At 68.5% G+C, this 24,233-nt stretch carries 20 protein-coding genes; 11 read left to right on the forward strand and 9 right to left on the reverse strand.

What is annotated here, in order from left to right; genetic code table 11:
- Positions 1–32: 32 nt before the first annotated feature.
- The 4 genes from EOD73_RS04275 to EOD73_RS04290 form a co-directional block, all read right to left on the reverse strand.
- On the reverse strand, positions 33–263 hold the full coding sequence (locus EOD73_RS04275) for a hypothetical protein (protein ID WP_127681168.1): 231 nt from the start codon (positions 261–263) through the stop codon (positions 33–35).
- A gap of 104 nt (positions 264–367) precedes the next feature.
- Positions 368–1,477, reverse strand: a complete 1,110-nt coding sequence (locus EOD73_RS04280; protein WP_127681170.1) for a PLP-dependent cysteine synthase family protein — start codon at positions 1,475–1,477, stop codon at positions 368–370.
- Positions 1,474–2,142, reverse strand: a complete 669-nt coding sequence (locus EOD73_RS04285; protein ID WP_127681172.1) for a YceH family protein — start codon at positions 2,140–2,142, stop codon at positions 1,474–1,476. The genes EOD73_RS04280 and EOD73_RS04285 overlap by 4 nt, the downstream gene beginning before the upstream one ends.
- A complete protein-coding gene (locus tag EOD73_RS04290; RefSeq protein WP_127681174.1) occupies positions 2,093–2,875 on the reverse strand; it encodes an SDR family oxidoreductase in 783 nt (260 codons plus the stop codon). Before EOD73_RS04290 ends, EOD73_RS04285 begins: the two co-directional genes overlap by 50 nt.
- Positions 2,876–3,050: 175 nt before the next feature.
- Here EOD73_RS04290 and EOD73_RS04295 point away from each other — a divergent pair, with 175 nt between their 5' ends.
- The 3 genes from EOD73_RS04295 (at position 3,051) to EOD73_RS04305 (ending at position 6,547) form a co-directional block, all read left to right on the forward strand.
- Complete coding sequence (locus EOD73_RS04295; protein ID WP_127681176.1) at positions 3,051–4,724, forward strand: electron transfer flavoprotein-ubiquinone oxidoreductase; 1,674 nt, start codon at positions 3,051–3,053, stop codon at positions 4,722–4,724.
- Positions 4,725–4,901: 177 nt separating this feature from the next.
- A complete protein-coding gene (locus tag EOD73_RS04300; protein WP_127681178.1) occupies positions 4,902–5,357 on the forward strand; it encodes an SMI1/KNR4 family protein in 456 nt (151 codons plus the stop codon).
- A gap of 143 nt (positions 5,358–5,500) precedes the next feature.
- Positions 5,501–6,547, forward strand: a complete 1,047-nt coding sequence (locus EOD73_RS04305; protein ID WP_127681180.1) for a M35 family metalloendopeptidase — start codon at positions 5,501–5,503, stop codon at positions 6,545–6,547.
- Between the two features lie 62 nt (positions 6,548–6,609).
- Here the strand turns inward: EOD73_RS04305 and murB are convergent, their stop codons facing one another.
- Positions 6,610–7,644, reverse strand: coding sequence for a UDP-N-acetylmuramate dehydrogenase (gene murB, locus EOD73_RS04310; protein ID WP_127681182.1), 1,035 nt, complete (start codon positions 7,642–7,644; stop codon positions 6,610–6,612).
- Between the two features lie 42 nt (positions 7,645–7,686).
- Between murB and EOD73_RS04315 the strand changes: the two genes are divergently transcribed.
- The 4 genes from EOD73_RS04315 to xdp1 all read left to right on the forward strand — a co-directional run bounded on the left by EOD73_RS04315 (position 7,687) and on the right by xdp1 (position 12,764).
- Positions 7,687–8,187, forward strand: coding sequence for a YajQ family cyclic di-GMP-binding protein (locus EOD73_RS04315; RefSeq protein WP_127681184.1), 501 nt, complete (start codon positions 7,687–7,689; stop codon positions 8,185–8,187).
- Positions 8,187–8,831: a retropepsin-like aspartic protease family protein gene (locus EOD73_RS04320; RefSeq protein WP_127681186.1), complete on the forward strand. Its 645-nt coding sequence runs from the start codon at positions 8,187–8,189 to the stop codon at positions 8,829–8,831. Before EOD73_RS04315 ends, EOD73_RS04320 begins: the two co-directional genes overlap by 1 nt.
- 52 nt (positions 8,832–8,883) lie before the next feature.
- Positions 8,884–11,688 carry an XrtA/PEP-CTERM system TPR-repeat protein PrsT gene (gene prsT, locus EOD73_RS04325; protein WP_127681188.1) on the forward strand — a complete coding sequence of 935 codons (2,805 nt, stop codon included), beginning with the start codon at positions 8,884–8,886 and terminating at the stop codon, positions 11,686–11,688.
- Positions 11,689–11,849: 161 nt separating this feature from the next.
- Positions 11,850–12,764 (forward strand): exosortase-dependent surface protein XDP1, encoded by a 915-nt coding sequence (gene xdp1 / locus EOD73_RS04330; protein WP_127681190.1) that lies wholly within the window; start codon positions 11,850–11,852, stop codon positions 12,762–12,764.
- Positions 12,765–12,817: 53 nt separating this feature from the next.
- On the opposite strand, the gene EOD73_RS04335 is transcribed toward xdp1, so the two are convergent.
- Positions 12,818–13,786 (reverse strand): isoaspartyl peptidase/L-asparaginase family protein, encoded by a 969-nt coding sequence (locus EOD73_RS04335; protein ID WP_205702404.1) that lies wholly within the window; start codon positions 13,784–13,786, stop codon positions 12,818–12,820.
- A gap of 10 nt (positions 13,787–13,796) precedes the next feature.
- Here EOD73_RS04335 and EOD73_RS04340 point away from each other — a divergent pair, with 10 nt between their 5' ends.
- The 4 genes from EOD73_RS04340 (at position 13,797) to EOD73_RS04355 (ending at position 19,333) form a co-directional block, all read left to right on the forward strand.
- The gene (locus EOD73_RS04340) at positions 13,797–14,798 is read left to right on the forward strand and encodes a bifunctional riboflavin kinase/FAD synthetase (protein WP_127681194.1); all 1,002 of its coding nucleotides are present in this window, start codon (positions 13,797–13,799) and stop codon (positions 14,796–14,798) included.
- Between the two features lie 78 nt (positions 14,799–14,876).
- Complete coding sequence (gene ileS / locus EOD73_RS04345) at positions 14,877–17,741, forward strand: isoleucine--tRNA ligase (RefSeq protein WP_127681196.1); 2,865 nt, start codon at positions 14,877–14,879, stop codon at positions 17,739–17,741.
- Positions 17,741–18,223 carry a signal peptidase II gene (gene lspA, locus EOD73_RS04350; RefSeq protein WP_127681198.1) on the forward strand — a complete coding sequence of 161 codons (483 nt, stop codon included), beginning with the start codon at positions 17,741–17,743 and terminating at the stop codon, positions 18,221–18,223. The genes ileS and lspA overlap by 1 nt, the downstream gene beginning before the upstream one ends.
- 39 nt (positions 18,224–18,262) lie before the next feature.
- Positions 18,263–19,333, forward strand: coding sequence for an ATP-binding protein (locus EOD73_RS04355; protein ID WP_127681200.1), 1,071 nt, complete (start codon positions 18,263–18,265; stop codon positions 19,331–19,333).
- A 15-nt stretch (positions 19,334–19,348) separates the two neighbouring features.
- Here EOD73_RS04355 and EOD73_RS04360 read toward each other — a convergent pair whose 3' ends face one another.
- From EOD73_RS04360 to glgX, 3 genes are all read right to left on the reverse strand, one after another.
- A complete protein-coding gene (locus tag EOD73_RS04360) occupies positions 19,349–20,548 on the reverse strand; it encodes a cation:proton antiporter (RefSeq protein WP_127681202.1) in 1,200 nt (399 codons plus the stop codon).
- A 63-nt stretch (positions 20,549–20,611) separates the two neighbouring features.
- Positions 20,612–22,126, reverse strand: coding sequence for a 4-alpha-glucanotransferase (gene malQ, locus EOD73_RS04365; protein ID WP_127681204.1), 1,515 nt, complete (start codon positions 22,124–22,126; stop codon positions 20,612–20,614).
- Position 22,127: 1 nt separating this feature from the next.
- The gene (gene glgX / locus EOD73_RS04370; RefSeq protein ID WP_127681206.1) at positions 22,128–24,230 is read right to left on the reverse strand and encodes a glycogen debranching protein GlgX; all 2,103 of its coding nucleotides are present in this window, start codon (positions 24,228–24,230) and stop codon (positions 22,128–22,130) included.
- Positions 24,231–24,233: the final 3 nt, after the last annotated feature.

Here is a 24,233-nt window from a genome sequence, read left to right on the forward strand (position 1 = left end):
CACCGGCGGGGCTTCTTTCTGCCAGCTGCGGGTTACAGCGAATCGCCCTTGGGGCGACGCTCGTGGCGCAAGTTGTCCGCCACCTCTTCCCGGCTCATGACCTTGATGCCATCCACACGGCCGTTGACTTTGTGAGCAATGCGCGAGCCGGTCAGGACCAGCTTCTCCGTGGGCTGCGCCTCAGCGTCGGCAGGGTTGGGAGGGGGCAATGCGCAAGCGCTCAGAGCGGCCAACACGGCCAGCGCGGCAAGAGATCGAATCATGGGCTTCTCCAAGTTCAGCGTGTTCCTTCACGCGAAGGCCTGAGTGTCACGCACGGGGCTTGCACACGACGCATCACCTCGGGTTTGCCCCAGGGATGCCTCACTCAGGCCAGGAACCCCGCCTGCCGCCAGGGCGCCTCGCCCGACCACCCCGACGCCAAGGCCGCGCGAACCCGGGCCTCGGCCGCCGGATCGTGCAGGCCCTGGCGCTCGCACCAGGCCGCGTCGAAGTAGCTGTCGCGGTAGCGCTCGCCGCTGTCGCACAACAAGGTGACGATGGCCCCGCCCTGCCCCTGCGCCACCAATTGCCGCGCACAGGCCAGGGACGCCAGCAGGTTGGTGCCGGTGCTGGGCCCGACACGGCGCCCCAGGCGCTCGGACAGCACGCGCATCGCCGCCACGCTCCAGGTGTCGGGCACCTTGACCATGGCGTCGATCACGTCCGGCAGGAACGAGGCCTCGACGCGCGGCCGCCCGATGCCTTCGATGCGCGAGCCGCAGTCCAAGGTCAGGCCACGGTCGCGGCTCAGGTAGTGATCGAAAAAGACCGATCGCTCGGCGTCGGCCCCGCACACGCGCGTGGCGTGGCGGCCGTAGCGCACGTAGCGCCCCAGGGTGGCCAAGGTGCCGCCCGTTCCGGCGCTGCACACCAGCCAAGCGGGCACCGGGTGCCGCTCGCGCGCCATCTGGTGAAAGATGGACTCGGCGATGTTGTTGTTGCCCCGCCAGTCGGTGGCCCGCTCGGCGTAGGTGAACTGGTCCAGGTAGTGGCCGCCGCCCTCGCGCGCCAAACGCGCGGCCTCCGCGTACACCTGGGTCGGGTCGTCGACCAAGTGGCAGCGCCCGCCTTGGAACTCGATGGCCTGGCGCTTGGCCTCGCTCACCGTGGCCGGCATCACGGCGATGAAGGGCAGGCCCAGCAAGCGCGCGAAATAGGCCTCGCTCACGGCGGTGGAGCCGCTGGAGCTTTCCACCACGGGCGCGCCCTCTTTCAGCCAGCCGTTGCACAGCGCGTAGAGGAACAGCGAGCGCGCCAGACGGTGCTTGAGGCTGCCGCTGGGGTGGATGGACTCGTCCTTGAAGTACAGGTCCACGCCCGGGAAGCCGGGCAAGGGCAACGGGATCAGGTGCGTGTCGGCGCTGCGTTGGAAGTCGGCCTCGATCTGCCGCACGCATTCGGCCACCCAGCTGCGGCTGCCACCGGTTTGGCTCATTCGGTCCACCCCTGGGCGGCCATCAGGCGCGCCACCTGGGCCTTCAGCGCGTCCACGTCGGCGCGCAGCGCCGCCAGCTCGTCACTGGCCGGGGCCGCAGCCGGCGCCTCGGCGCTCACCGGCCCGGCGATCAGCGTGGCCCAACGGGCCTCGCGCGCCCCCGGCGCCTTGGGCAGCTTCACCGCCAAGGGCGGCGTGCGCTCGGCCAGCTCGTCCAAGAAACCTTCGACCGACGAGATGTCCACGAAGCGGTGAAGTCGCTCGGTGTTCAGCCGCAGTTCGGCCGCCGTTTGTGGCCCGCGCAGCAGCAGCACGGCCAACAGGGCCTCGGCCTGACCCGGCACGCCGTACACGCGCTTGAGGTTGTGCTCGAAGCGCGTGACGCGCGCGCCGCTCACCTCGAACACCAGGTTCAGGTCCTTGAGCTCGTTCAGCGCGGCCAGCACCTCGGCCTCGCTCAAGGCCATCACGGGGTCGCGCGCCGTCTTCTGGTTGCAGCCTTGGGTCAGGGCATTGAGCGACAGCGGGTAGGTGTCGGGCACCGTGTGCTGCTTTTCCACCAGCACGGCCAGCACGCGGCCTTCGGTGGCGGTCAGGTCTCGCAGGCTCACGCGCTCAAACTCCGAATCCGTCGTCGGCCTGGACGATGGCGCCGTTGATGAAATGGCTCTCGTTGGCGCACAGCATCAGCAGGGTCGTGTCCAAGTCTTGCGGCTGGCCCACGCGCTTGCGCGGCAGCATCTCGATCAGCTTCTTGCCGTGCTCGGTGCCCCAGTGGTGGTGGTTGATCTCGGTGTCGATGTAGCCGGGACAAATGGCGTTCACGTTGATGCCGTACTTGCCGAACTCCAGCGCCATGGCGCGCGTCATGTGCACCACACCGGCCTTGCTCATGGCGTAGATGCCGATCTGGCTCAGCACGCGCAGGCCCGCCATGCTGGCGATGTTGACGATGCGCCCGCCGGTGAAACTGCCGGGCGCTGCGCCCTTGGCGCGGGCCAGCATGCGCTTGGCCACCTCTTGCGCCACGAAAAACGCGCCGCGCAGGTTCGTGTTCATCACGAAGTCCCAGTCCTCGGCCGACACGTCGACGATGCGCTGGCTGGTGGACACGCCGCTGTTGTTGATCAGGATGTCGATCGTGCCCATCTCGGTTTCGGCATGGGCCACCGCCGACTTGATGGACGCCAGGTCGGTCACGTCCAAGGTCACCACGTGGGCGTCGCCGCCGCTGGCCTCGATCTCCGCGCGCAGGGTCTTGAGCTTTTCCACCCGGCGGCCGGCCAGCACCACGGCAGCGCCGGCCGTGGCCAGGGTTTTGGCGAACTGGGCGCCCAGGCCGCTGGACGCGCCGGTGACGAAGGCCACGCGGCCGGACAAATCGATGGCGTAACTCATGGGGTTCCTGCGATTCAAAAACAGTGATGCAGGTCACGTTACCAGCCCAGCACCCCCGGGTTCTCCCGGGGCATTCCTGGGGGTTCGGCTCTACAAAAAAGCACGATCGTTCGTTTTTTTCCGTGCCTCCCTAGAATCCGCGCCCATCCCAGCACCGCCCCCTGAAGGCCACGCCATGACGAACGAAGAGATCCTTGCCCAATTCGGTCCGCGCGAATCGATGGAGTACGACGTCGTCGTCGTGGGCGGCGGCCCGGCCGGCTTGGCCACGGCCATCCGCTTGAAGCAGTTGAATGCCGACCTGAGCGTGGTCGTGCTGGAGAAGGGGTCCGAGGCCGGCGCCCACATCCTGTCGGGGGCCGTGATGGACCCACGCGCCATCACCGAACTCTTCCCCAATTGGAAGGAACTCGGCGCCCCGCTGAACCAGCCGGTCAGCGGCGACGACATCCTCTTCCTGAGCGAGACCGGCGCCACCCGCACGCCCGACTTCTTGGTGCCGCGCAACTTCCACAACGACGGCTGCTACGTGGTCAGCCTGTCCAACGTGGTCAAGTGGATGGCCCAGCAGGCGGAGAGCCTGGGCGTCGAGGTCTTCGCCGGCTTCGCCGCCGCCGAGGTGCTGTTCGACGAGCAAGGCCGCGTCAAGGGCGTGGCCACCGGCAACATGGGCGTGAAGAAGGATGGCGAGCCGGGCGACGACTTCCAACTCGGCATGGAACTGCACGGCAAGTACACCGTGTTCGCCGAAGGCGCCCGCGGCCACCTGGGCAAGCAGCTCTTGGCCAAGTACCGCCTGACCGAAGGCAAGGACGTGCAGACCTTTGCCATCGGCATCAAGGAGCTGTGGGAAGTGCCGGCCGACAAGGCCCAGCCGGGCAAGGTGGTGCACACCGCCGGCTGGCCGATGACCGACGACACTTTCGGCGGCGGCTTCCTCTACCACCTGGACGGCAACCAGGTGACCCTGGGCTTCGTGATCGGCCTGGACTACCAGAACCCGCACATGAGCCCTTTCGAAGAGATGCAGCGCTGGAAAGCCCACCCGGCCATCCGCGCCCACCTCGAAGGCGGCAAGCGCATCGGCTACGGCGCACGCGCCATCAACAACGGCACGCCGCAGGCCCTGCCCAAGACCGTGTTCCCCGGCGGCGCGCTGGTGGGCTGCGACGCCGGCTACCTGAACGCCGCCCGCATCAAAGGCAGCCACGCCGCTATCAAGAGCGGCATGCTGGTGGCCGAAGCGGCCGCCTCCGCCCTGGCCTCCGGTCGCGCACAGGACGAATTGGTCGAGTACCCCGCCGCCTTCGAGAAGAGCTGGCTGTTTGAAGAACTGCAGCAAACCCGCAACTTCAAGCTCTGGTTCAAGAAGGGCAAGACCGTGGGCCAGCTGATGACCGGCATCGAGCAGTGGCTGCTGCCCAAGCTCGGCGTGCAAAGCCCGCCCTGGACCCTGCACAACCACAAGGCCGACCACCAGGCCTTGAAGCCGGCCTCCGCCTGCGCGCCGATCGCCTACCCCAAGCCCGACGGCAAGATCACCTTCGACCGCCTGTCCTCGGTGTTCATCTCCAACACCAACCACGCCGAAGACCAGCCGGCGCACCTGACGCTCAAGGACGCCAGCGTTCCCGTGGCCACCAACTTGGCGACCTACGCCGGCCCGGAAAGCCGCTACTGCCCGGCTGGCGTGTACGAGTTCGTGAAGAACGACGACGGCAGCGACCGCCTGCTGATCAACGCGCAGAACTGCGTGCACTGCAAGACCTGCGACATCAAGGACCCGACGCAGAACATCGTCTGGGTCACGCCCGAAGGCAGCGGCGGCCCCAATTACGTGGGCATGTAAGCCCCCTCGCGCCCCTTGCTCAGGCCCGCCCCGTGCGGGCCTGTTGCTTGGCGCCATCCCCGTCGATGCCCTAGGCTGTGCGCCATGCCCCACCGACCTCGACCGACGGCCCGTTCCCCCTTGCCCTTCGGCCTATTGGCCCTGTGTGCGGCACTCGGCGTCGGCAGCCCTCAAGCCATGACGCCCCACCCACCCAACACCTTCGCGCTGAGCTGCCAGGTCCAAGCCCGGGTGCTGGCGCCCGCGCACATCGAGCTGCACTTCCGCTTGCGCAACGACGGGCCCCAGGCGGTGCAACTGCTGCGCTGGGGCTCGCCGTTCGAGGGCGCCTGGTTCGCGCCCTTCGTTCGCGTGCAAGGTGCCCAGGGCGAGCTGCCCTACCGGGGCGCCAAGATGAAGCGCGGCGACCCCGCCCCCGACGACTACCTCGCGCTGCGGCCGGGTCAAACGGCCGAAGCCCTTGTTCGGCTGGAGGAGGCCTTCGACTGGTCGGCGGCGGGGCGCGAGTTGCAAGTCAGTGCCCAGTGGCGTTGGCACGACGCGCAGGTGGCCGGCCGAAGCACGACCCCGCGCACCCGAGACCGGCACCAAGGCCTGGACCAGGCCTGCGGCAGCCTGCGCATCTCACTCTGAGACGCAGGCCCTGCAGGCTTCGACTAGCGCGAAGCGGGGGTTGCCCCACTCGGGTCTTGCCCCAGCGAGGTTTGCCCCGACTGCGCCAGCTTGCGCACTTTTTCACAATTTGAGGCCTCGACACCCCCTCTGCGGACCGCCTCATGAACCTGCGCCTCCCCCTGCTCGCCGCCGCCATCGCCCTGAGTGGCGCCGTGGCCCACGCCGCCCCCGCCCGATGCCTTGACGTGCGCCTGAGCGCCCCCAGCCCTGTGCTGCGGGGCGACGTGGACGTGACGGTGCAAGTGGCCGTCACCAACACCTGCCGCCAACCGGTGCACGCCTTGAGCTGGCAGCTGCCGTCCGACGACATGGAGGAGCCCCTGTTCGCCATCACCCGCGACGGGCAACGCGTGGCCTACCGCGGCCCGCTGGTGAAGCGCGCCCAGCCCGGGGCGGCCGACCACGTGAAGATCGCCGCAGGCCAAACCCTGAACTACAGCGTGGAGCTGACCGGCTCGTACGACCTCAGCCAGAACGGCCGTTACGCCATCCAGTACGCCGCACGCGGCCACCGCGGTTCGTCGGCCGAAGCCATGGCCTCGGACGCCATGTACCTGTGGCTGGAAGGCCGCAGTGCCAAGCTGGGCGCCAGCGCCACGGCCCTGCCCAGCGCCGTGACGCCCGCAGCCGCCGGCCTGAGCTACACCGGCCGCTGCACGGCCTCGCAGATCACCCAACTGCAAAGCGCCGTGACCGCGGCCACCAACTACAGCACCAGCTCGGCCGCCTACTTGTCAGGGATCAGCAGCGGCACGCCGCGCTACACCACCTGGTTCGGCACCTACAGCGCGGCCAACCGCGCCACGGCCCTGGACCACTTCCAAAAAGCCGCCAGCGCCTTCCAAACCCAGGCACTGACCCTGGACTGCAGCTGCAAGAAGAAAGGCACCTTCGCCTACGTCTACCCCGACCAGCCGTACAAGATTTATGTGTGCGGCGCCTTCTGGACGGCCCCGATGACGGGCACCGACAGCAAGGGCGGCACCCTGGTGCACGAGATGATGCACTTCACCGTCATCGCCGGCACCGACGACTGGGCCTATGGCCAAACCAATGCCAAGGCGCTGGCCATCAGCGACCCGATCAAGGCGCTGAACAACTCCGACAACCACGAGTACTTCGCGGAAAACACCCCGTTCCAGAACTGAGGCAGGGGCCTTGGCCCATCGCCTGCGCCACCTTCGGGTGGCGCTTTTTTTTGGCTTGCGGGTCAAACCACCACGGGCTCGGGCTCCAACTGCACCCCGAAGCGCGCGAACACCGAGGCCTGGATGGCCTGCGCCAGGGTCAGCACCTCACCCCCGCGGGCCTCGCCCCGGTTGACCAGCACCAAGGCCTGCTTCTCGTACACGCCCGCGCCGCCCACGCTCTTGCCCTTCCAGCCGCAGGCGTCGATCAGCCAACCCGCCGCCAGCTTGCAGCGACCGTCGTCCAGCGGGTAATGCACGATGTGCGGCTCGCGGGCGATGACCGCACGGCAGGCCTCGGCGGTGACGATGGGGTTCTTGAAGAAGCTGCCGGCGTTGCCGATCACCGCCGGATCGGGCAGCTTGGCGCGGCGAATGGCCATCACCCAATCGGCCACTTGGGCCGGCGTGGGTTGGGCGATGCCCGCGGCCTCTTGGGCGCGCTGCAGGTCCAGGTAGCCCAATTCGGGCACCCAGCGCTTGGGGCAGCGGAAGCGAACGCGCAAGATGACGCTGCGGCCAGCCAGGTGCTGCTTGAACACGCTGTCGCGGTAGCCGAAGTGGCAGGCCGCCTTGTCCAGGCTCACCAGCCGACCGCTCATCAGGTCCAAGGTGTCCAGGCACTCGAAGCGGTCTTTGAGCTCCACCCCATAGGCCCCGATGTTTTGCACCGGCGCCGCGCCCACCGTCCCGGGGATGAGGGCCAGGTTCTCCAGGCCACCCACGCCTTGCTCCAGGCTCCACATCACCAGGTCATGCCAGCGCTCGCCGGCGCCGGCCTCGACGATCCAGTCGTCGCCAGCGTCGAGGAGCCGGCGTCCGGGGACCTCCACCTTGAGCACCAGCGGCTGCAGGTCGCGCGTCAAGACGAGGTTGGAGCCGCCCCCCAAGATGAACTTGCTGGCCCGGCCCCAGTCGGGGTGGTTCACCACCCAGCGCAGGTCGGCCTCCGAGCGAATTCGCACCAAGCGGCGCGCCTTGGCCGGCAGGCCAAAGCTGTTGTAGGGGCGCAGGTCGACGTCGCTCTCGACGACGGGCGGGGCAAAGGGGGACTCCATCGCGGAGAATTCTCCCTGCCTTTTCTCGACACCACCGACACCATGCCCAGCTTTGACGCCGTCCTCGAACCCAACCTCGTTGAAATCCGCCATGGGGTGGAAAACGCCGCCAAGGAAGTCGGCACGCGATTCGACTTCAAGGGCACGGGGGCCAAGGTCGAGTTGAAGGGCAAGGACAAGGACACCAGCATCGAGATGACCGGCGACTCCGACTTTCAACTCGACCAGTTGGAAGCCGTGCTGCTGGACAAGATGACCAAGCGCAAGGTCGAGATCACCTACTTCGACCGCAGCGGCAAGCTCGAAAAGCTGGGCGGCGACAAGGTTCGCAAGACCTGGACGGTGCGCAACGGCATCCCCAGCGACCTGGCCAAGAAAATCGTCGCCAAGATCAAGGACAGCAAGCTCAAGGTCCAGGCCAGCATCCAGGGCGATGCCGTGCGCGTCACCGGCAAAGACAAGGACATCCTGCAAGCAACGATCGCGCTGCTTCGCAAAGAGATCGACGACACGCCGCTGACCTTCGACAACTTCCGCGACTGATGAACGCCGCGGCGCTGCTCCTGGCCCTGGTGCTGCACAGCTCAGCGGCCCTGGCGGCGCCGAGCGTCAGCCTCAATGGCAGCCTGGGGCCGTCCACCGCCCTGCTGGTCATCGACGGTCAGGTGCGGCCGGTCAAGGTGGGCGAACGCGCCGGCGGCGTCAAGTTGCTGGCCTTGAGCCCGGGCGGGGCCGACATCGAGGTGGACGGGCGGCGCTACTCCTTGGCCTTGGGCGCCACGCCGGTGGCCCTGGGGGCAGGCAGCGCGGGCGCAGGGGCGTCGCGCGTGGTGCTGTTTGCGGGCAGCGGCGGCCACTTCGTGACCGATGGCAGCGTCAATGGGCTGCCCGTGCGCTTCATGGTCGATACGGGCGCCACCCTCGTGTCCTTGAGCGAATCCGACGCCGCCCGGCTCGGGATCAACTTCCGCAACGGCCGGCGTGTGCCTTTCAACACCGCCAACGGCGTGGTCGCGGCGCACATCGTCAGCCTGAACAAGGTCAAGGTGGGCGACGTCGAGGTGTTTGGGGTCGACGCTGCCATCGTGCCCGCCGCACTGCCGGTGGCCTTGCTGGGCAACAGCTTCCTGAACCGCTTCCAAATGCGGCGGGAGAACGACACGCTGACCCTCGAACGAAGGCCCTGATGGCACGGGGCCAGCGCCTAACATCGCCGCCCTTGCCCTCGACCCCTTCACCATGACCCGACTCCGCGCCCTCAGTGCCGCCATCCTTCTGGGCTGCGCGCTGGCCACCCCCGTCGTGGCCCAAGACGCCCGCAAGGCCAGCCAGTTTTACGAAGACGCGCTCAAGCGCTACCAGGGCAAAGACCTGGACGGCGCCACCATCCAGCTCAAAAACGCCCTGCTGGCCGACCGCAAGATGCTGGCGGCCCACCTGCTGCTGGGCAAGGTGGCCTTGGAAAACTCCAACCCCGGCGCCGCCGAGGCCGCCCTGGGGGAGGCCTTGCAACTCGGCGCCAGCCCCAGCGAGGTGGTGGCCCTGCTGGCGCAGGCCATGATGATGCAGGGCAAGCAGCCCAGCATGCTGGCCGACGAGCGCCTGCAACCCGCGGGCCTGCCACCCGGGGCCCAGGCCGATCTGCTGCTGGCCCGCGCGGCCGCCCAGTCGGACCTGGGGGACGTCCGTGCGGCCCTGGCCTCCATTGAAGGGGCTCGCCGCCTCACGCCCGAGCGCGCCGACAGTTGGCTCGTGGAAGTGCCTTTGCGCATCCGGGCCCAGGCCTGGCCCGAAGCCCGCCACGCGGCCGATCAAGCGCTGCGATTGGCGCCCCAGTCGGTCGAAGCGCTCTACCTGCGCGCCTCGGTGCTGCACGCCCAAGGGGACCTGAAGGGCGCCTTTGAAGGCTACCGGCAGGCGCTGGCGCGGGAGCCCCAGCACCTCGAAGCACTGGTGGCCTTCGTCGGCTTGGCCATCGACACCGACCAGATCGACGCGGCGCGCGAGCAGGTCGCGGTGTTGCAACGGGTTCACCCCCGCGACCCCCGCGGCGCCTACCTTCGGGCCTTGTTGGCGGCGCGCGATGGCCAGAAGGACGTGGCCAATGCGGCCTTGCGCAGCGTGGTCGAGCTCATCGACCCGGTGCCCATCGACCGCATCCGCTTCCGCCCCCAGCTCTTGTTGCTGGCCGCCATGTCGCATTACGCGCTGGAGCAGCCGGACAAGGCCAAGCCCTACCTGGAGTACGTCGTCCGCCAGCAGCCAAAGAGCCCGGTGGTCAAACTGCTGGCGCAGGTGCTGTTCGACGGTGGACAGATCGAGAACGGCATCCAGGTGTTGGAGGCCTACCTGCGCCACCAACCGCAGGACAGCCAGGCCCTGGCCTTGATGGCCATCGGCCACACGGCCGCAGGGCGGCACGCCAAGTCCATGGCCCTGATGCAGCAGGCACTGGCCGCCCGGGACAGCGCCGACCTGCGCGGTGCCTTGGGCCTGTCCCTGTTCCGCTCCGGCCAATTGGGGGGCGCACAGAGCCAGCTGGAAGCCGCCTACAAGAAGGACCCCAAGAACCCGCGCCACGCCCAAGCGCTGGCGATGCTGTACCTGCGACAAGGCCAAGGCAAGGCCGCCGTCGCCGTGGCCCAAACCCTGGCCCAGACCGACGCCAGCCAACCCAGCTTCCAACACCTGTTGGGCATGGCCTTGGCCGCCGCAGGCGATGCCAAAGGCGCTCGGCAAGCGTTCGAGGCCGCGCTGAAGCTCGACCCCAGGGCCTTGGAGCCCCAGGTGAGCTTGGCCCGCCTCGAGGCGCAAAGCGGCCAACTCGACGCCGCCCAGCGGCGTTTGCAAGCCTTGCACGACAAGAACGAAAGTGCCGTCGAACCGCTGATGGAACTGGCCCGGGTGGCCCAGTTGCGACGCCAGCCGGAAGAGGCTGCGCGCTGGTTGGAGCGCGCCGCCGCGGTGGCACCGCAACGGGACGTTCGTGCCAGCTTCGCCCTGGTGGACGTGCTCCTCAACCAACGCCAAACCGCGCGCGCGGTGACGGCCGCCAACCAACTCGTGGCCCGGGTGCCCGAGGACCCAGCCGCCCTGCAGGCGCAGGCCTTGGCGCTGTTGGCCTCGGGCGACGCCAAGGCCGCGCGCCCAGTCTTGGTCAATGCCGCCCGCCGGCAGGCACCCGACGCGGTGCTGCTCACGGAAATTGCGTCTCTGCAACTGCGCGCCGACGACACGGCCGGGGCGGCTTACACCTTGGAAAAGGTCTTCCAGGTGCAGCGCGAGCACCCGCCCGCCCTGTTGTTGATGGCCTCGATCGACCTGCGCAATGGGCAACTGGACAAGGCCGAGGGGCGCCTGAAGCAGTTGCTGGCCTTGCGCGGCAAGTCGGCGGCCACGCACCTGCTGGCGGCCGACGTCGCGATGGCACGCCGCGACCCGGCCAAGGCCCTGGCGGCGCTGCGCAAAGCCCACGAGGTGCAACCTGGCACGGGCACCGTCATGCGCCTCTTCATCCACCAGGTCCAGCACGGGTCGGCCCCAGCGGCCATCGGCCTGGCCGAATCCTGGTTGGCCAAGAACCCCCAGGACGCGGCCGTTCGCGAAGCCCTGGCCAACCAATGGGCCTCGATGTCGCAATGGGGTCCCGCCAAAGCCCAGTACGAGCGCTTGCTCCAGAGCCAGCCGCGCAACGCCACCCTGTTGAACCACTACGCCAACGTGCTTCTCGGCCTGAAGGACCTGAAGGCGGCGCAGGCGGCCGCCGAGCGCGCACGGCAAGCCCAGCCGGAGCAGCCAATGGTCCTCGACACCCTCGGCTGGATCTACCACCAACAAGGCCAGTCGGAGAAGGCGCTGGGCCTGCTGCGCGACGCCCGCCTGCGTGCGCCCGACCACGCCGAGATCCGCTTCCACTTGGCCACCGTGCTGGCCAAGCTCGGCCGTCGTGCGGAGGCCAAGGCCGAGATCGACGCGGCGCTGAGCAATCCGACCGGTTTGGAGAGCCTCGAGGCGGCCCGGGCCCTGGCCGCCTCCCTCAAGTGAGGGGCGCCGGGCCTGTCGCGAAACATTACAGTGACGGCGCAAACTTGAATATTCAGATTCAACTTTGAGAATCAAAGCGCCTGTTTTTCATCCAGATCGGATTTCAGGCACGGAATCTGCATAAGTCACCGCATCAGTTTTCGCCCGAGACGGAATCCACCATGAAGAAACTCCACGCTTTTGCCCTTTGCGCCTTGGTCGTGTCGACGGGCAGCGCCATGGCGGCCACCAACTGGAGCCTGGGGAGCAGCTACACCAACACCGTGGGCGAATGCAACCGCGGCAACACGACGTCCAACGCGTCGGAGCTCTACATCAACGGGTCCGGCTCCGACATGGCCCGCCTGGCCAACGGCAACACCTGTCGCATCCAGGGGCGCGACGCGGTCACGGGCAACCTGACGCCCGTCGGCGGCGACAACGTGATGGTGTCAGCCTGGTCGACGACCAAGCAATTCGACAACGGTGTCACGAATTGGGAAGACGCCAAGCTCAAGGGCTGGCTGGGCTCGGGCTTCGGCGTGACCAACCGCGATGCCGGGACCGCGAACACCGACGACCAAAACGAAGGCAGCTCGCCCGAGCACGCGGTGGACAACAACCAACGCATCGATGGCGTCCTGTACACCTTCACGAAGAACATGGCCCTGCAGAGCCTGCGTTTGGGCTGGAGCAGCACGGACAGCGATTTGGCCGTGTTCCGTTTCGCCGGCACGGGCGTGCCCCCACAACTGGCCTTCACCAGCGCCGGCGGCCTGATCTCGGCGGGCTGGGAGCACGTGGGCAACTATGCCGACGTCGGCACCAGCTCGACCCTCTGCCTGGCCGGCAAAAACGCCGACAACAGCTGCAAGACGAGCGCAGCCGCTTCCAGCTGGTGGCTGGTCACCGCTTACAACCCGACCTACGCCAAGGGTCCTGCAAACTCTGCATTGACCGCAGGCAACGACTACTTCAAGCTGCTGACGGTGTCGGGCGACATCAAGGTCTCGGAGCCTGCCGCGCTGGCCCTGGCCGGCTTCGGCCTGTTCGGCGTCTTGGCCACCCGCCGCAAGCGCGCCGCTGCCGCCGCCTGACCGACCTTTCGGTCCTTGCGCACAAGCCGCCTTCGGGCGGCTTGTTTGCTTTTTCAGTCCCGAAACACCGCAACCAGCGGTGCCTGCCCCACCGCCACCCGACCTCGGTACATGCCCTCGGAGTTGAAGGGCATGGCCCACCGCCCCTGGGCATCCAGCGCGATCAATCCCCCCGTGCCGCCAAGGCCCGTGACGTCTTGGTGGATGGCCTGTTCGGCCGCCTCTTGGAGTACCAAGCCGCCCCAGCGCATGCGCGCCGCGACCGCATGGGCCACCGCCGCACGGATGAACACCTCGCCTTGCCCCGTGCACGACACGGCAACGCGCTCGTCCGCCCAGGTCCCTGCGCCCAACAGTGGGGAGTCGCCCACGCGGCCGGGCCACTTGCCCGTCATGCCTCCCGTGCTCGTGGCCGCCGCCAGCCGCCCCTGGGCATCCAGGGCGACCGCCCCCACGGTGCCCATCTTGCTTCGCTCGTCCAAGGGGCCTGTGCCGCTTGTCAAGACCCCGTCGTGATCCAGGCTGGGCACACCGCTGCGCGCCCCATGCCATGCCTGCCACTGGGCCTCGCGCTCGGCCGTCCGAAAGTGGTCATTGGGCACCGCCGCCTGACCGGCACGGTGGGCAAAGGCATCGGCTTCGGCCCCGATCAAGAGCACCGGCGCCGCCTCGGCCTCAAGCAGGGCGCGCGCGGCATGCACCGGGTGCGGGGTGTGTCGCAAGCCGGCCAATGCGCCGGCCCGCCGCGTGGCACCGCATGCCACTGCAGCATCAAGCTCGTGCTCGCCGCGGGCCGTCAAGACGGCCCCGCGTCCTGCGTTGAACAGCGGCTCGTCCTCGAGGTCGCCCACCGCTTGGCACACCAGGTCCAGCGCCGAGGCCCCGCGCCGCAAGGCCTGCTCGCCCCGCGCCAGCACCTTTGCAAGGGCCCGCTCGTAGCGAGTCAGGGCGGTGGCATCGGGGCCCTGCGGGCGCCGCACCGTGCCCGCGCCGCCGTGAATCAACAAAGTGGGGGTGACCATAATCGCCGCCATGCGAGTTTTTCGGGGCTTCCATCATCGTGCCAAGGCCGCGGCCTGCGCGCTCACCATCGGCACCTTCGATGGCGTCCACCGCGGCCACCAGGCGATGCTGGCCTTGCTGCGCTCCGAGGCCCAGCACCGGGGCCTGCCCGCCTGCGTGCTGACCTTCGAGCCGCACCCTCGCGATTACTTCGCCGCCCGGGCCGGGCAGACCGCCTCGGCCCCTGCGCGCATCGCGGGCCTGCGGGACAAGCTGCTGGAGTTGGCACGCTGCGGCATCGACCAAACCGTCGTGCTGCCTTTCAATGCCACTTTGGCTGCGCTCAGCCCGCGCGACTTCGTGCAACAGGTCTTGGTGCAAGGCCTGGGGGCCCGCTACGTGTTGGTGGGCGACGATTTCCGCTTCGGCGCCAAGCGACAGGGCGACTACGCCAGCCTGGATGCCATGGGGCGCGAAGGCGGCTTCGACGTCGCGCGGATGATGAGTTACGAGGTGCACGGCCTGCGCGTCAGCTCCAGCGCAGTGCGCGAGGCCCTGGGCCGAGGCGATTTGGCCCAAGCGCAGTCACTGTTGGGCCGCCCCTACGCACTGTCAGGCCACGTGCTGCACGGACAAAAGCTGGGCCGAACGCTGGGCAGCGGCTTTCGCACCTTGAACCTGCGCGTGGCCTCCCGCAAACCCGCCGCCCAGGGCATCTTCGTGGTGCGCACGCACGGCCTGGGGCCCGATGCACTGCCCGGCGTGGCCTCGCTGGGCTGCCGCCCCACCGTCGACGACAGCGGTCGCATGCTGCTGGAAGTCCACTGCCTGGCGTGGCCCGAAGGCCTCGGCGTGGAGGGGGGCTACGGTAAACTCGTGCGCGTGGAACTGCTGCACAAACTTCGCGACGAAGCCCGCTACGACGGGCTCGATGCGTTGACGGCGGCCATCGAGGCCGACGTGGCCGCCGCGCGAGGCTGGTTTGCCTCGCATGCCGCCGAACGCCGCCAAACCACCCGCGATCGAATTTGAGGGCCCGCCGCGTCCTGCGGCCACCGATCCGCCCTCCCCTGCTTCCTTTTTGACTGCGCCTTGCCGCAGCGCCCAGCCATGAGCACCACCCCGGACACCCGCACCACGCTCAACCTGCCGGACACCGCCTTCCCGATGCGCGGTGACCTGCCCAAGCGCGAGCCGGGCTGGATTGCCCAATGGCAGCAGCAGGGCCGTTACGAAGGCCTGCGTGCGGCCCGCCAAGGCGCGCCCAAGTTCGTGCTGCACGACGGCCCGCCCTACGCCAACGGCGCCATCCACATCGGCCACGCCGTGAACAAGGTGCTGAAGGACATGGTCGTGAAGAGCCGGCAGTTGGCGGGCTTCGACGCGGCCTACATCCCCGGCTGGGATTGCCACGGCCTGCCGATCGAAAACGCCATCGAGAAACAGTTCGGGCGCAACCTCAGCCGCGACGACATGCAGGCCAAGAGCCGCGCCTATGCCACCGAGCAAATCGCCATCCAGCGCGCCGGCTTCGAGCGCTTGGGCGTGCTCGGCGACTGGAACCACCGCTACGCGACGATGGACCCGAAGAACGAGGCCACGCAGATCCGCGTGTTCAAGCGCGTGATGCAGCGCGGCTTCGTCTATCGCGGCCTCAAGCCCGTGTACTGGTGCTTCGACTGCGGCTCCTCCCTGGCCGAATTCGAGATCGAGTACGCCGACAAGCAGAGCGACACCCTGGACGTGGCCTTCCCCTGCGCCGAACCGGCCAAGCTGGCCGCGGCCTTCGGCCTGGGCTCCCTGGACTTCGAGGTCAGCGCCGTCATCTGGACGACGACGGCCTGGACCCTGCCCGCCAACCAGGCGCTGAACCTGGGCCCGCAAATTCCCTATGCCTTGGTGAAGACCTCCCAAGGCGGCTTCGTCGTGGCACAGGCGCGCGTGGACGACTGCCTGAAGCGCTGGGGCTTGGAAGGTGACGTCATCGCCACTTGCCTGGGCCAAGCCTTGGACGGCGTGCGCTTCGAGCACCCGCTGGCGCGAACCCACGAGGGCTACCGCCGCACGGCCCCGGTCTACTTGGCCGACTACGCCACCGACACCGACGGCACGGGCTTGGTGCACAGCGCCCCGGCCTATGGTCTGGACGACTTCTTCTCGTGCATGGCCCATGGCATGCGGCACGACGAGATCCTGAACCCGGTGCAAGGCAATGGCGTGTACGCCGCCGACCTGCCGCTGTTCGGCGGCCTGCACATCTGGAAGGCCGTGCCCGTCATCCTGGACGTGCTCAAGGGCGCAGGCCGCCTGTTGAACACCACGCGCATCACGCACAGCTACCCGCATTGCTGGCGCCACAAGACGCCGGTGATCTACCGTGCGGCCTCGCAGTGGTTCGTCCGCATGGACGCGGCGGGCCCAGGCACCGAAGGCGTGTTCGCCAGCGAAGCCCCGGCCGAGAGTCTGCGCGAGCTGGCCCTGAAGGCCATCGACGCCACCGCCTTCTACCCCGAGAACGGCCGCACCCGCCTGCGGGACATGATCGCCAACCGGCCCGACTGGTGCATCAGCCGCCAGCGCGCTTGGGGCGTGCCGCTGCCGCTGTTCCTGCACAAGGAAACGGGCGAGCTGCACCCCAACACCCTGGCGCTGTTGGACCGGGCTGCCGACGTGGTCGAGGCCGGCGGCGTGGAAGCCTGGAGCCGCCTGAGCAGCACCGACGTGCTGGGCGCAGAGGGCGAGCAGTACACCAAGTGCACCGACATCCTGGAGGTGTGGTTCGACTCCGGCTCGACCTTCGAGCACGTGCTCAAGGGCAGCCACGCGGGCGCGGCGCACGCCGAAGGCCCGGAGGCCGACCTGTACCTGGAAGGCCACGACCAGCACCGCGGCTGGTTCCACTCGGCCCTGTTGCTGGGCGCCGCCCTGCACGGCCGCGCCCCCTACAAGGGCCTGCTGACCCACGGCTTCACCGTGGACGGCCAGGGCAAGAAGATGAGCAAGTCGCTCGGCAACACCCTGGCGCCGCAGGTGGTGGCCGACAAGATGGGCGCCGAGATCATCCGCCTGTGGGTGGCCTCGACCGATTACAGCGGCGACCTGGCCATCGACGACAAGATCCTGGCCCGCGTGGTGGACGGTTACCGCCGCATCCGCAACACGCTGCGCTTCTTGCTGGCCAACGTGAGCGACTTCAACCCCGCGACCGACGCCGTTCCCGCCGATCTGCTGTTCGAAGCCGACCGCTACGCCCTGGCCCGCGCGAGCAGCCTGCAAGACGAAATCCGCGCGCACTACGACGTCTACGAGTTCCACCCGGTGGTGGCCAAGCTGCAGGTCTACTGCTCGGAAGACCTGGGCGCCTTCTACTTGGACGTGCTCAAAGACCGGCTGTACACCACGGCGCCGAAGAGCCTGGCCCGCCGCTCCGCACAAACCGCGCTGTGGCAGATCACGCACGCCATGCTGCGTTGGATGGCGCCCTTCTTGAGCTTCACCGCCGAAGAGGCCTGGCCCTTGTTCGCCCAGGCCGGCCAGCCGGGGGTGGAGGGCAGCGGCCGCAGCGTGTTCGAAGAGGCCTTCTGGACCTTCGTCGGCGCCGACGCCGCGTTGACGCCGAAGTGGGAACGCCTGCTGGCCCTGCGGGCCGAGGTCAACAAGGCCCTGGAGGCCCTGCGCGGCCAGGGAGGCATCGGCGCTTCGCTGCAGGCCGAGCTGACCCTGACCCTGCCCGCCGACGACCTGGCCTTGGCGCGGTCCTTGGGCGAGGACCTGAAGTTCGTCTTCATCGTCAGCAAGGTCACGCTGATCGCCGGTGAGGCCGTGGGCATCGCCGTGGCCGCGAGCCAAGCGCCCAAGTGCGAGCGCTGCTGGCACTACCGCGACGACGTGGGCCGCAACCCGGCCCACCCCGGTCTGTGCGGGCGCTGCGACGACAACCTGCACGGCGCCGGTGAAACCCGGGCCTTTGCCTGATGGCCGCCGCCAAGCCCTGGTGGCGCTGGCTGGTCATCGCCGCAGTCATCGCGGTGCTCGACCAGTACACCAAGACCTTGATTCTGGGCGCCTTCCAACTGCACGAAGGGAAGGTGGTCACCTCCTTCTTCAACCTCGTGCGGGCGCACAACCCCGGCGCGGCCTTCAGCTTCTTGGCGGGTGCCGGCGGCTGGCAGCGCTGGTTCTTCACAGGGCTGGCGCTGGTGGCCACCGTGGTCATCACCTGGATGCTGCGCAAGCACAGCGAACAAACCCTGTTCGCCACCGCCCTGACGCTGATCTTGGGCGGCGCGGTGGGCAACGTGGTGGACCGCCTGATCCACGGCTACGTGGTGGACTTTTTGCAGTTCCATTGGCACGGTGCCGCCTTCCCCAGCTTCAACCTGGCCGACAGCGCGATCACGCTCGGCGCGGTGCTGCTGATCGTGGACGAATTGCGCCGCGTCAAGGGCGCGCGCTGAGGCCGTCACGAAGGGTCACATGCTAGGCTGATGGCCTAGATGTTGAGCCCCGACGCGACCCCTTCCGAGAACGACGCCGCGCTGGCGGCTTGGCGGCACGGCGCGCTGCTGATGGCCTGGGTCGAGCCGCAAGACGGTCGCCTGCTGCGGGCCAACCCTGCGCTGCAAGAGTGGTTGGGGAAAGACGGCGCGGGCGACTTGGCGCACCTGCTGGGTCACGCCGACATGGCCCTCGAGGTGTGGGCCCACCTGCGTGCCGGGCGCGATTGGCACACCCGGCTCAAGCTCAGCAACGCCACCGGCAGCCGCTGGTTCCAGGTGTCCCTGCGGCAGCCCCCGGGCGAAGGCCTGGCCTTGCTCACGGCCCTGCCCGTTCGCGCGCCCGATGAAGAGATGGCCGAGAGCCAATCGGCCTTGGTCTCGCACCTCAGCCACGAATTGCGCACGCCCTTGACGGGGGTGATCAGCCTGACCGAACTGGTGCTGAGCAGCACCTTGGGCGACCGGCAGCGCAAGCTGCTGGAGATGTCGCTGCAAAGCGGCCGCAACCTGCTCGAGCTCATCAACCACACGCTGGACTTGGCCAAGGTGGACGCCGGGGCCATGAAGCTCGACGTGCGCGCCTTCGCCTTGCACGACTGCCTGCGCGACGCCCTGCAACCCTTGCTGGCCGCCGCCCATGCCAAAGGCGTCCAGTTGCAAGCCCGGGTGCAACCGGGGGTGCCCAACGAGCTGGTGGGCGACGCGCTGCGGCTGCGCCAAGTGCTCGGCAACCTGGTGGGCAACGCGCTGAAGTTCACCGCCAAGGGCCAGGTGCGCGTGGACGTCAGCCGCGCGCACCACACCGGGCCCAAGCTGCGCCTGCGCTTCGCCATCACCGACACCGGTCTGGGCATGACGCCGGCGCAGGTGCAGCAGCTGTTCGCGCCCTTCGCGCAGGCCGACGCCAGCATCGCCCGCCGCTTCGGCGGCACCGGCCTGGGGCTGATGATTTCTCAGCGCTTGGTGGGCCTGATGGGGGGCGGTCGCATCGAGGTGGAGAGCAGCCCGGGGGTCGGCTCCTGCTTCAGCTTCGAAGTGGACTGCCAGCGGGGCGGCCCAGCGGCCTGAGCGGCCGGCCGCCGATCAGCCCGTCGGCGTGGCGTTGGCGCGCCAACGCTGAAGTTTGGGGTTCACCACGGGCACGGTCAGCATCGTGCTGGTCACGGCCATCAACAGCAGGGCCGTGAAGGTGGCGCTGGTGATGACGCCTTTGTCCAGCAAGATGTTGGCAAAGATGATTTCGATCAGGGCCTTGGTCTGCAGCAGCCAGCCCACCATGCTGGCCTCGCCCTTCGGCCAGCCCAGCACCCGGCCGGCGAACTGAACGCCCAAGAGCTTGCCGCTGACCGAGGCCAGCAACAGCCAGCCGGCCACCAAAAACACCGCCGCCCCACCGACGCCCCAGCTGGTGCGCAGGCCGGTGCTGAGAAAGAAGACGGGCATCATGACCAAGAGCACGATGCGGCGCATGGCGTCGAGTTGCTCGCGCTCGAACCAATCGGCGTCGATGATGACGCCGGCCAGGAAGGCGCCGACCATGTAGTGCAGGCCGCACCAATCGGCGCCCAGCGCGCAGGCCACCAGCCAGATCAGGGCCAGGTACCAACGGTCGCTGGACGGCACCCGCTGCATCAAGCGGCGGAACAGCAGGCCCAGGACCACGAAGGCCAGCAAGAAGGCCGCCTGGCGGCCCACCCGCTGCCAATCCAAGAGCACGATGGCCAGGACGCTCCAGATGGCGATGTCGTCCAGGCTCGCGTAGCGCAAGATGCGTTGGCCCAGGGGCGTGCCCAAGATGCCCATCTTCTCCATGAGCAGCACCAAGATGGGCAAGGCGGTCACGGCACAGCCCATCCCCACCCCCAACACGAACTGCCAGTCCTGGGCCTTGGCCCCGATCCATCCTTCGAACGGCAGAAGGCAGGCCGCCGCCACGCAGCCAAAGACCAAGGGGGTGAGCAGCGCAAAGCCCGCGGTGACCCCGCTCTCGCGCCGCGCTTGCCACGCGTCCTTGAGGTTCAGTTCGATGCCCGCCAGCATGATGAACAGGCTGACCGCCCACCAGGCCACCCCGTTGAGCGACTGCACCACCGCCGGGGTGAACACGAACTCGTAGTAGGCCGGAAAGGCCGCCCCCAACACGCCCGGCCCCAGCAGCACCCCGGCCACGATCTGCACCACCACCAAGGGGGCGAAGTACTCGGTGCGACCCAAGCGCCAAACGAGGTAAGGCACGCTCAAGATGATGAGCATGGCGACGAGGAAGATCTCGGTCGTGTTCATGGCGCGGAAGAAGAAATGAAAGTGCCCCCGAAGGGGCACCTTGAACGGGCGGCGCGGATTCTGTCAGCCCGGCAGGCCCAGCAGGGCGAAAGACCCTCGGCCGCTGGCGGCCGTGATCAAGCCCAGCACGCGACCGGGCTCGGGGCCGATCTGGTCCCAGGTGAAGCGCCAGGTCCAGTTGCTGCCGCCCAGGGTGCCGGGGGTGTTCATGCGGGTCTCGCTCCCCAGGCCCAGCACGTCCTGCAAGGGGAAGATCGCCAGGTTGGCCACGGAGTTGCTGGCCGCGCGGATCATGGCCCAGTGCACGTCGTGGTCGCCACAGGCCAAGTAGGCGCCGGCAAAGGCCCGCTCGCGGGGCTTGGCGTTGTGCCACCAGCCCTTGGCGGTGTCGTTGTCGTGGGTGCCGGTGTAGACCACGCACTCGCGCACGTAGGTTTGCGGCAGGAACTCGTGGTCGCCTTCGGCGCCGAAGGCGAACTGCAGGATCTTCATGCCGGGGTAGCCACAGGCATCGCGCAGCTCGATCACGTCGGGCGTGATCAGGCCCAAGTCTTCGGCAATGATGGGCAAGTCGCCCAGTTCGGCGGCAATGGCGTCGAACAGGCCTTTGCCTGGGCCCTTGACCCACTCGCCTTCCATGGCGGTGGGGCAACTGGCCGGGATCTCGTAGTAGCCGGCAAAGCCGCGGAAGTGGTCGATGCGGAAGACATCGGCCTGGGCCAAGGCCCGGCGCACGCGGTCGGTCCACCACTTGTAGCCGCTGCGCTTCATCTTGTCCCAGCGGTACAGCGGGTTGCCCCAGCGCTGGCCCTGGGGCCCCAGGTCGTCCGGCGGCACGCCGGCCACCACGGTGGGCTGGAAGTTGTCGTCCAGGTAGTAGTACTCGGGCGCGGCCCAGCAATCGGCGCTGTGGTGGGCGATGAAGATGGGCAGGTCGCCCACCAAGTGGATGCCCTTGGCGTTGGCCGCTTGCTTGACGGCGGCGAGCTGCGTGTCGAACTGCCATTGCACGAAGACCCAGAAGGCGATCTCCGCGGCGTGCTCCTTGCGGGCCTTGGTCAGCGCCGCCTTCTTGCGGCCGCGCAGCTCCGGCGCCCAGTCCCACCAGCAAGCACCACGGTGGGCGGATTCCAAGGCCATGAAGAGGCTGTAGTCGTCCAACCAATAGGCCTCTTGCGCCGCCCAGGCGGCCAGCGCCTCGCGCTGGGCCTCGGTGGCCCGCGCTTCAAAGCCGGCGAAGGCCGCGCGCAGCTGCTGCAAGCGCCAGGGCACCACCTTGGCAAAGTCCACGCGCTGGTCGCTGAAGCCACCGGGGGCCGGGGCTGCCAACCAACCGGCCTCCACCAGGGGCTCCAGGGCCACCATCAAGGGCGAGCCGGCAAAGGCCGACACCGACTGGTAGGGCGAGTCGCCCGGCCCGATGGGCGTGGTGGGCAGCCATTGCCACAGGGTCTGGCCGGCACTGGCCAGCCAATCGATGAAGTGAAAGGCCGAGGGGCCGAGGTCACCGATGCCGAAGGGGCCGGGCAGCGAGGTGGGGTGCAGCAGCACGCCGCTGGCGCGTTGGTTCAGGTCCATGTCAGGTTTCGGGGTTGGAGTTCTTGAGGAGGACGAGGCTGTGCGCCGGCACGATCAGGGGCGCGCCCGCCGGCAGATCACCGGGCGGCAGCACGCCGCTGGAGTCGAGCAGCAGGGCCCAAGGGCCGTGCACCAGCGTGAACGGGGTGCTGTCGGGCTCGGGGTTGAACAGCATGAGCAATCGCGGCCGGCTCTTGGCGCCGGTGTGCATCCAGCAGGCAAAGGCCTTTTGCGAGTCCGTGTGCCAGTCGTGGCCTTGCATCTCGCTGCCGGCGGGCGTCAGCCAGTGCACCGTGGCCTGCTTGGCGCCCTCGGCCATGCCGATGAACCAGCGCGGGTGGCGCAACAAGGGCTCCTGGGCCCGCAGGGCGAAGCAGCGGGCCACAAAGTCGGCCAAGTCCGGCGGAGCCTGCAACCAGTCGAGCCAGGTGGTGGCGTTGTCCTGGCAGTAGGCGTTGTTGTTGCCCTCTTGGCTGTTGGCCAGCTCGTCGCCGGCGTTGAGCATGGGCGTGCCCTGGCTGAAGGCCAAGGTGGCGAGCATGGCGCGGCGCACGCGTTCGCGGCGCTGCAAGATGAGCGGGTCGTCGGTGGGACCTTCCACGCCGAAGTTGGCCGCCAGTTCGCCATCGCGCCCGTCGCGGTTGTCCTCGCCGTTGGCGTGGTTGTGCTTGCGGGCGTAGCTGACCAGGTCGTTGAGCGTGAAGCCGTCGTGGCAGGCCACGAAGTTGACGCTGGCGGTGGGCAGGCGGTGGCCGTGGTGGAAGACGTCGCTGGAGCCGGTGAGCCGGCGCGCGAACTCGCCGCGGCTGGCGCCAGCGCCGAGCCAGTAGCTGCGCACGGCGTCGCGGTACTTGTCGTTCCACTCCAAGAAGCGGCCGGGGAAGTGGCCCACCTGGTAGCCGTTGGGGCCGGCGTCCCAGGGCTCGGCGATGAGGTGCACACCGGCCAGCACCGGGTCTTGGCGCAGGGCCGTGAAGAAAGCCGCGTGCGAGTTGTAGCCGCGCTCGTTGCGCCCCAGCACGGGCGCCAAGTCGAAGCGGAAGCCGTCCACGCCCATCTCTTGCACCCAGAAGCGCAGAGAGTCCAGCACGAACTGCGCCACGCGGGGGTGCGCGCAGTTCAGGGTGTTGCCGCAGCCGGTGAGGTTCTCGCTGCGGCTGCGGTCGTCGGCCTGCAGGTGGTACCAGCTGGCGTTGTCCAGGCCACGGAAGCTCAGCGTGGGGCCGAACTCATTGCCCTCGGGCGTGTGGTTGTAGACCACGTCGAGCAGCACCTCGATGCCCGCCTCGTGCAGCGCATGGACCATGGCGCGGAACTCGTCGCGCACGGCGCTGGGGTCTTTGGCCTGGGCCAAGCGCGGGTCGGGCGCGAAGAAGCCCAGGCTGTTGTAGCCCCAGTAGTTGTGCAGGCCCTTTTCGGCCAGGTGCGGCTCGTCGATCGTGTAGTGGATCGGGAGCAACTCCACCGCCGTGACGCCCAGCTTCTTGAGGTGCGCGACCGCCGCTGGGTGCGCCATGCCGGCGTAAGTGCCGCGCAGGGCCTTGGGCACCTCGGGGTGCTGCATGGTGAAGCCCTTGACGTGCACCTCGTAGACCACCAAGGCGTCGGTGGCGTGGTGGGGGGCGTTGTCACGCGGGTTGGGGCCGGTGAAGGGCGTGGGCACGCGTGCCTTGAGGGCGTGCGGGGCGTTGTCGCGGGCGTCAAAGCTGCGCGGTCCCTCCGGGTCGCCCACGCAGTAGCCGTGGTGCTCGGCGCGCCAACCGAATCGGCCGACGATCTCTTGCGCCCAGGGGTCGAGCAGCAGCTTCTTGGCGTTGAAGCGGTGACCCCGCTCCGGGTCGTAAGGGCCGTGGGCCCGCAGCCCGTACACCAGGCCAGGACCGACCCCGGGCAAATGGCCGTGCCAAATGCCGTCCTCGGGCCCGTGCAGCGCATAGCGACGCAACTCGCGCTGGCCCTCGGTGTCGAACACGCAGACCTCGATGGCGTGCGCGTGCTCACTGAACACGGCGAAGTTGACCCCACCATCGCGCGCACTCGCGCCCAGGGGCGTCACGCGGCCGGGCCGCATCTCATTGGGCAAACCAGTGAAGGGCGTGGACATGGC

This window comes from Inhella crocodyli (genome assembly GCF_004004565.1).
GTDB classification, from domain to species: Bacteria; Pseudomonadota; Gammaproteobacteria; order Burkholderiales; family Burkholderiaceae_C; genus Inhella; species Inhella crocodyli.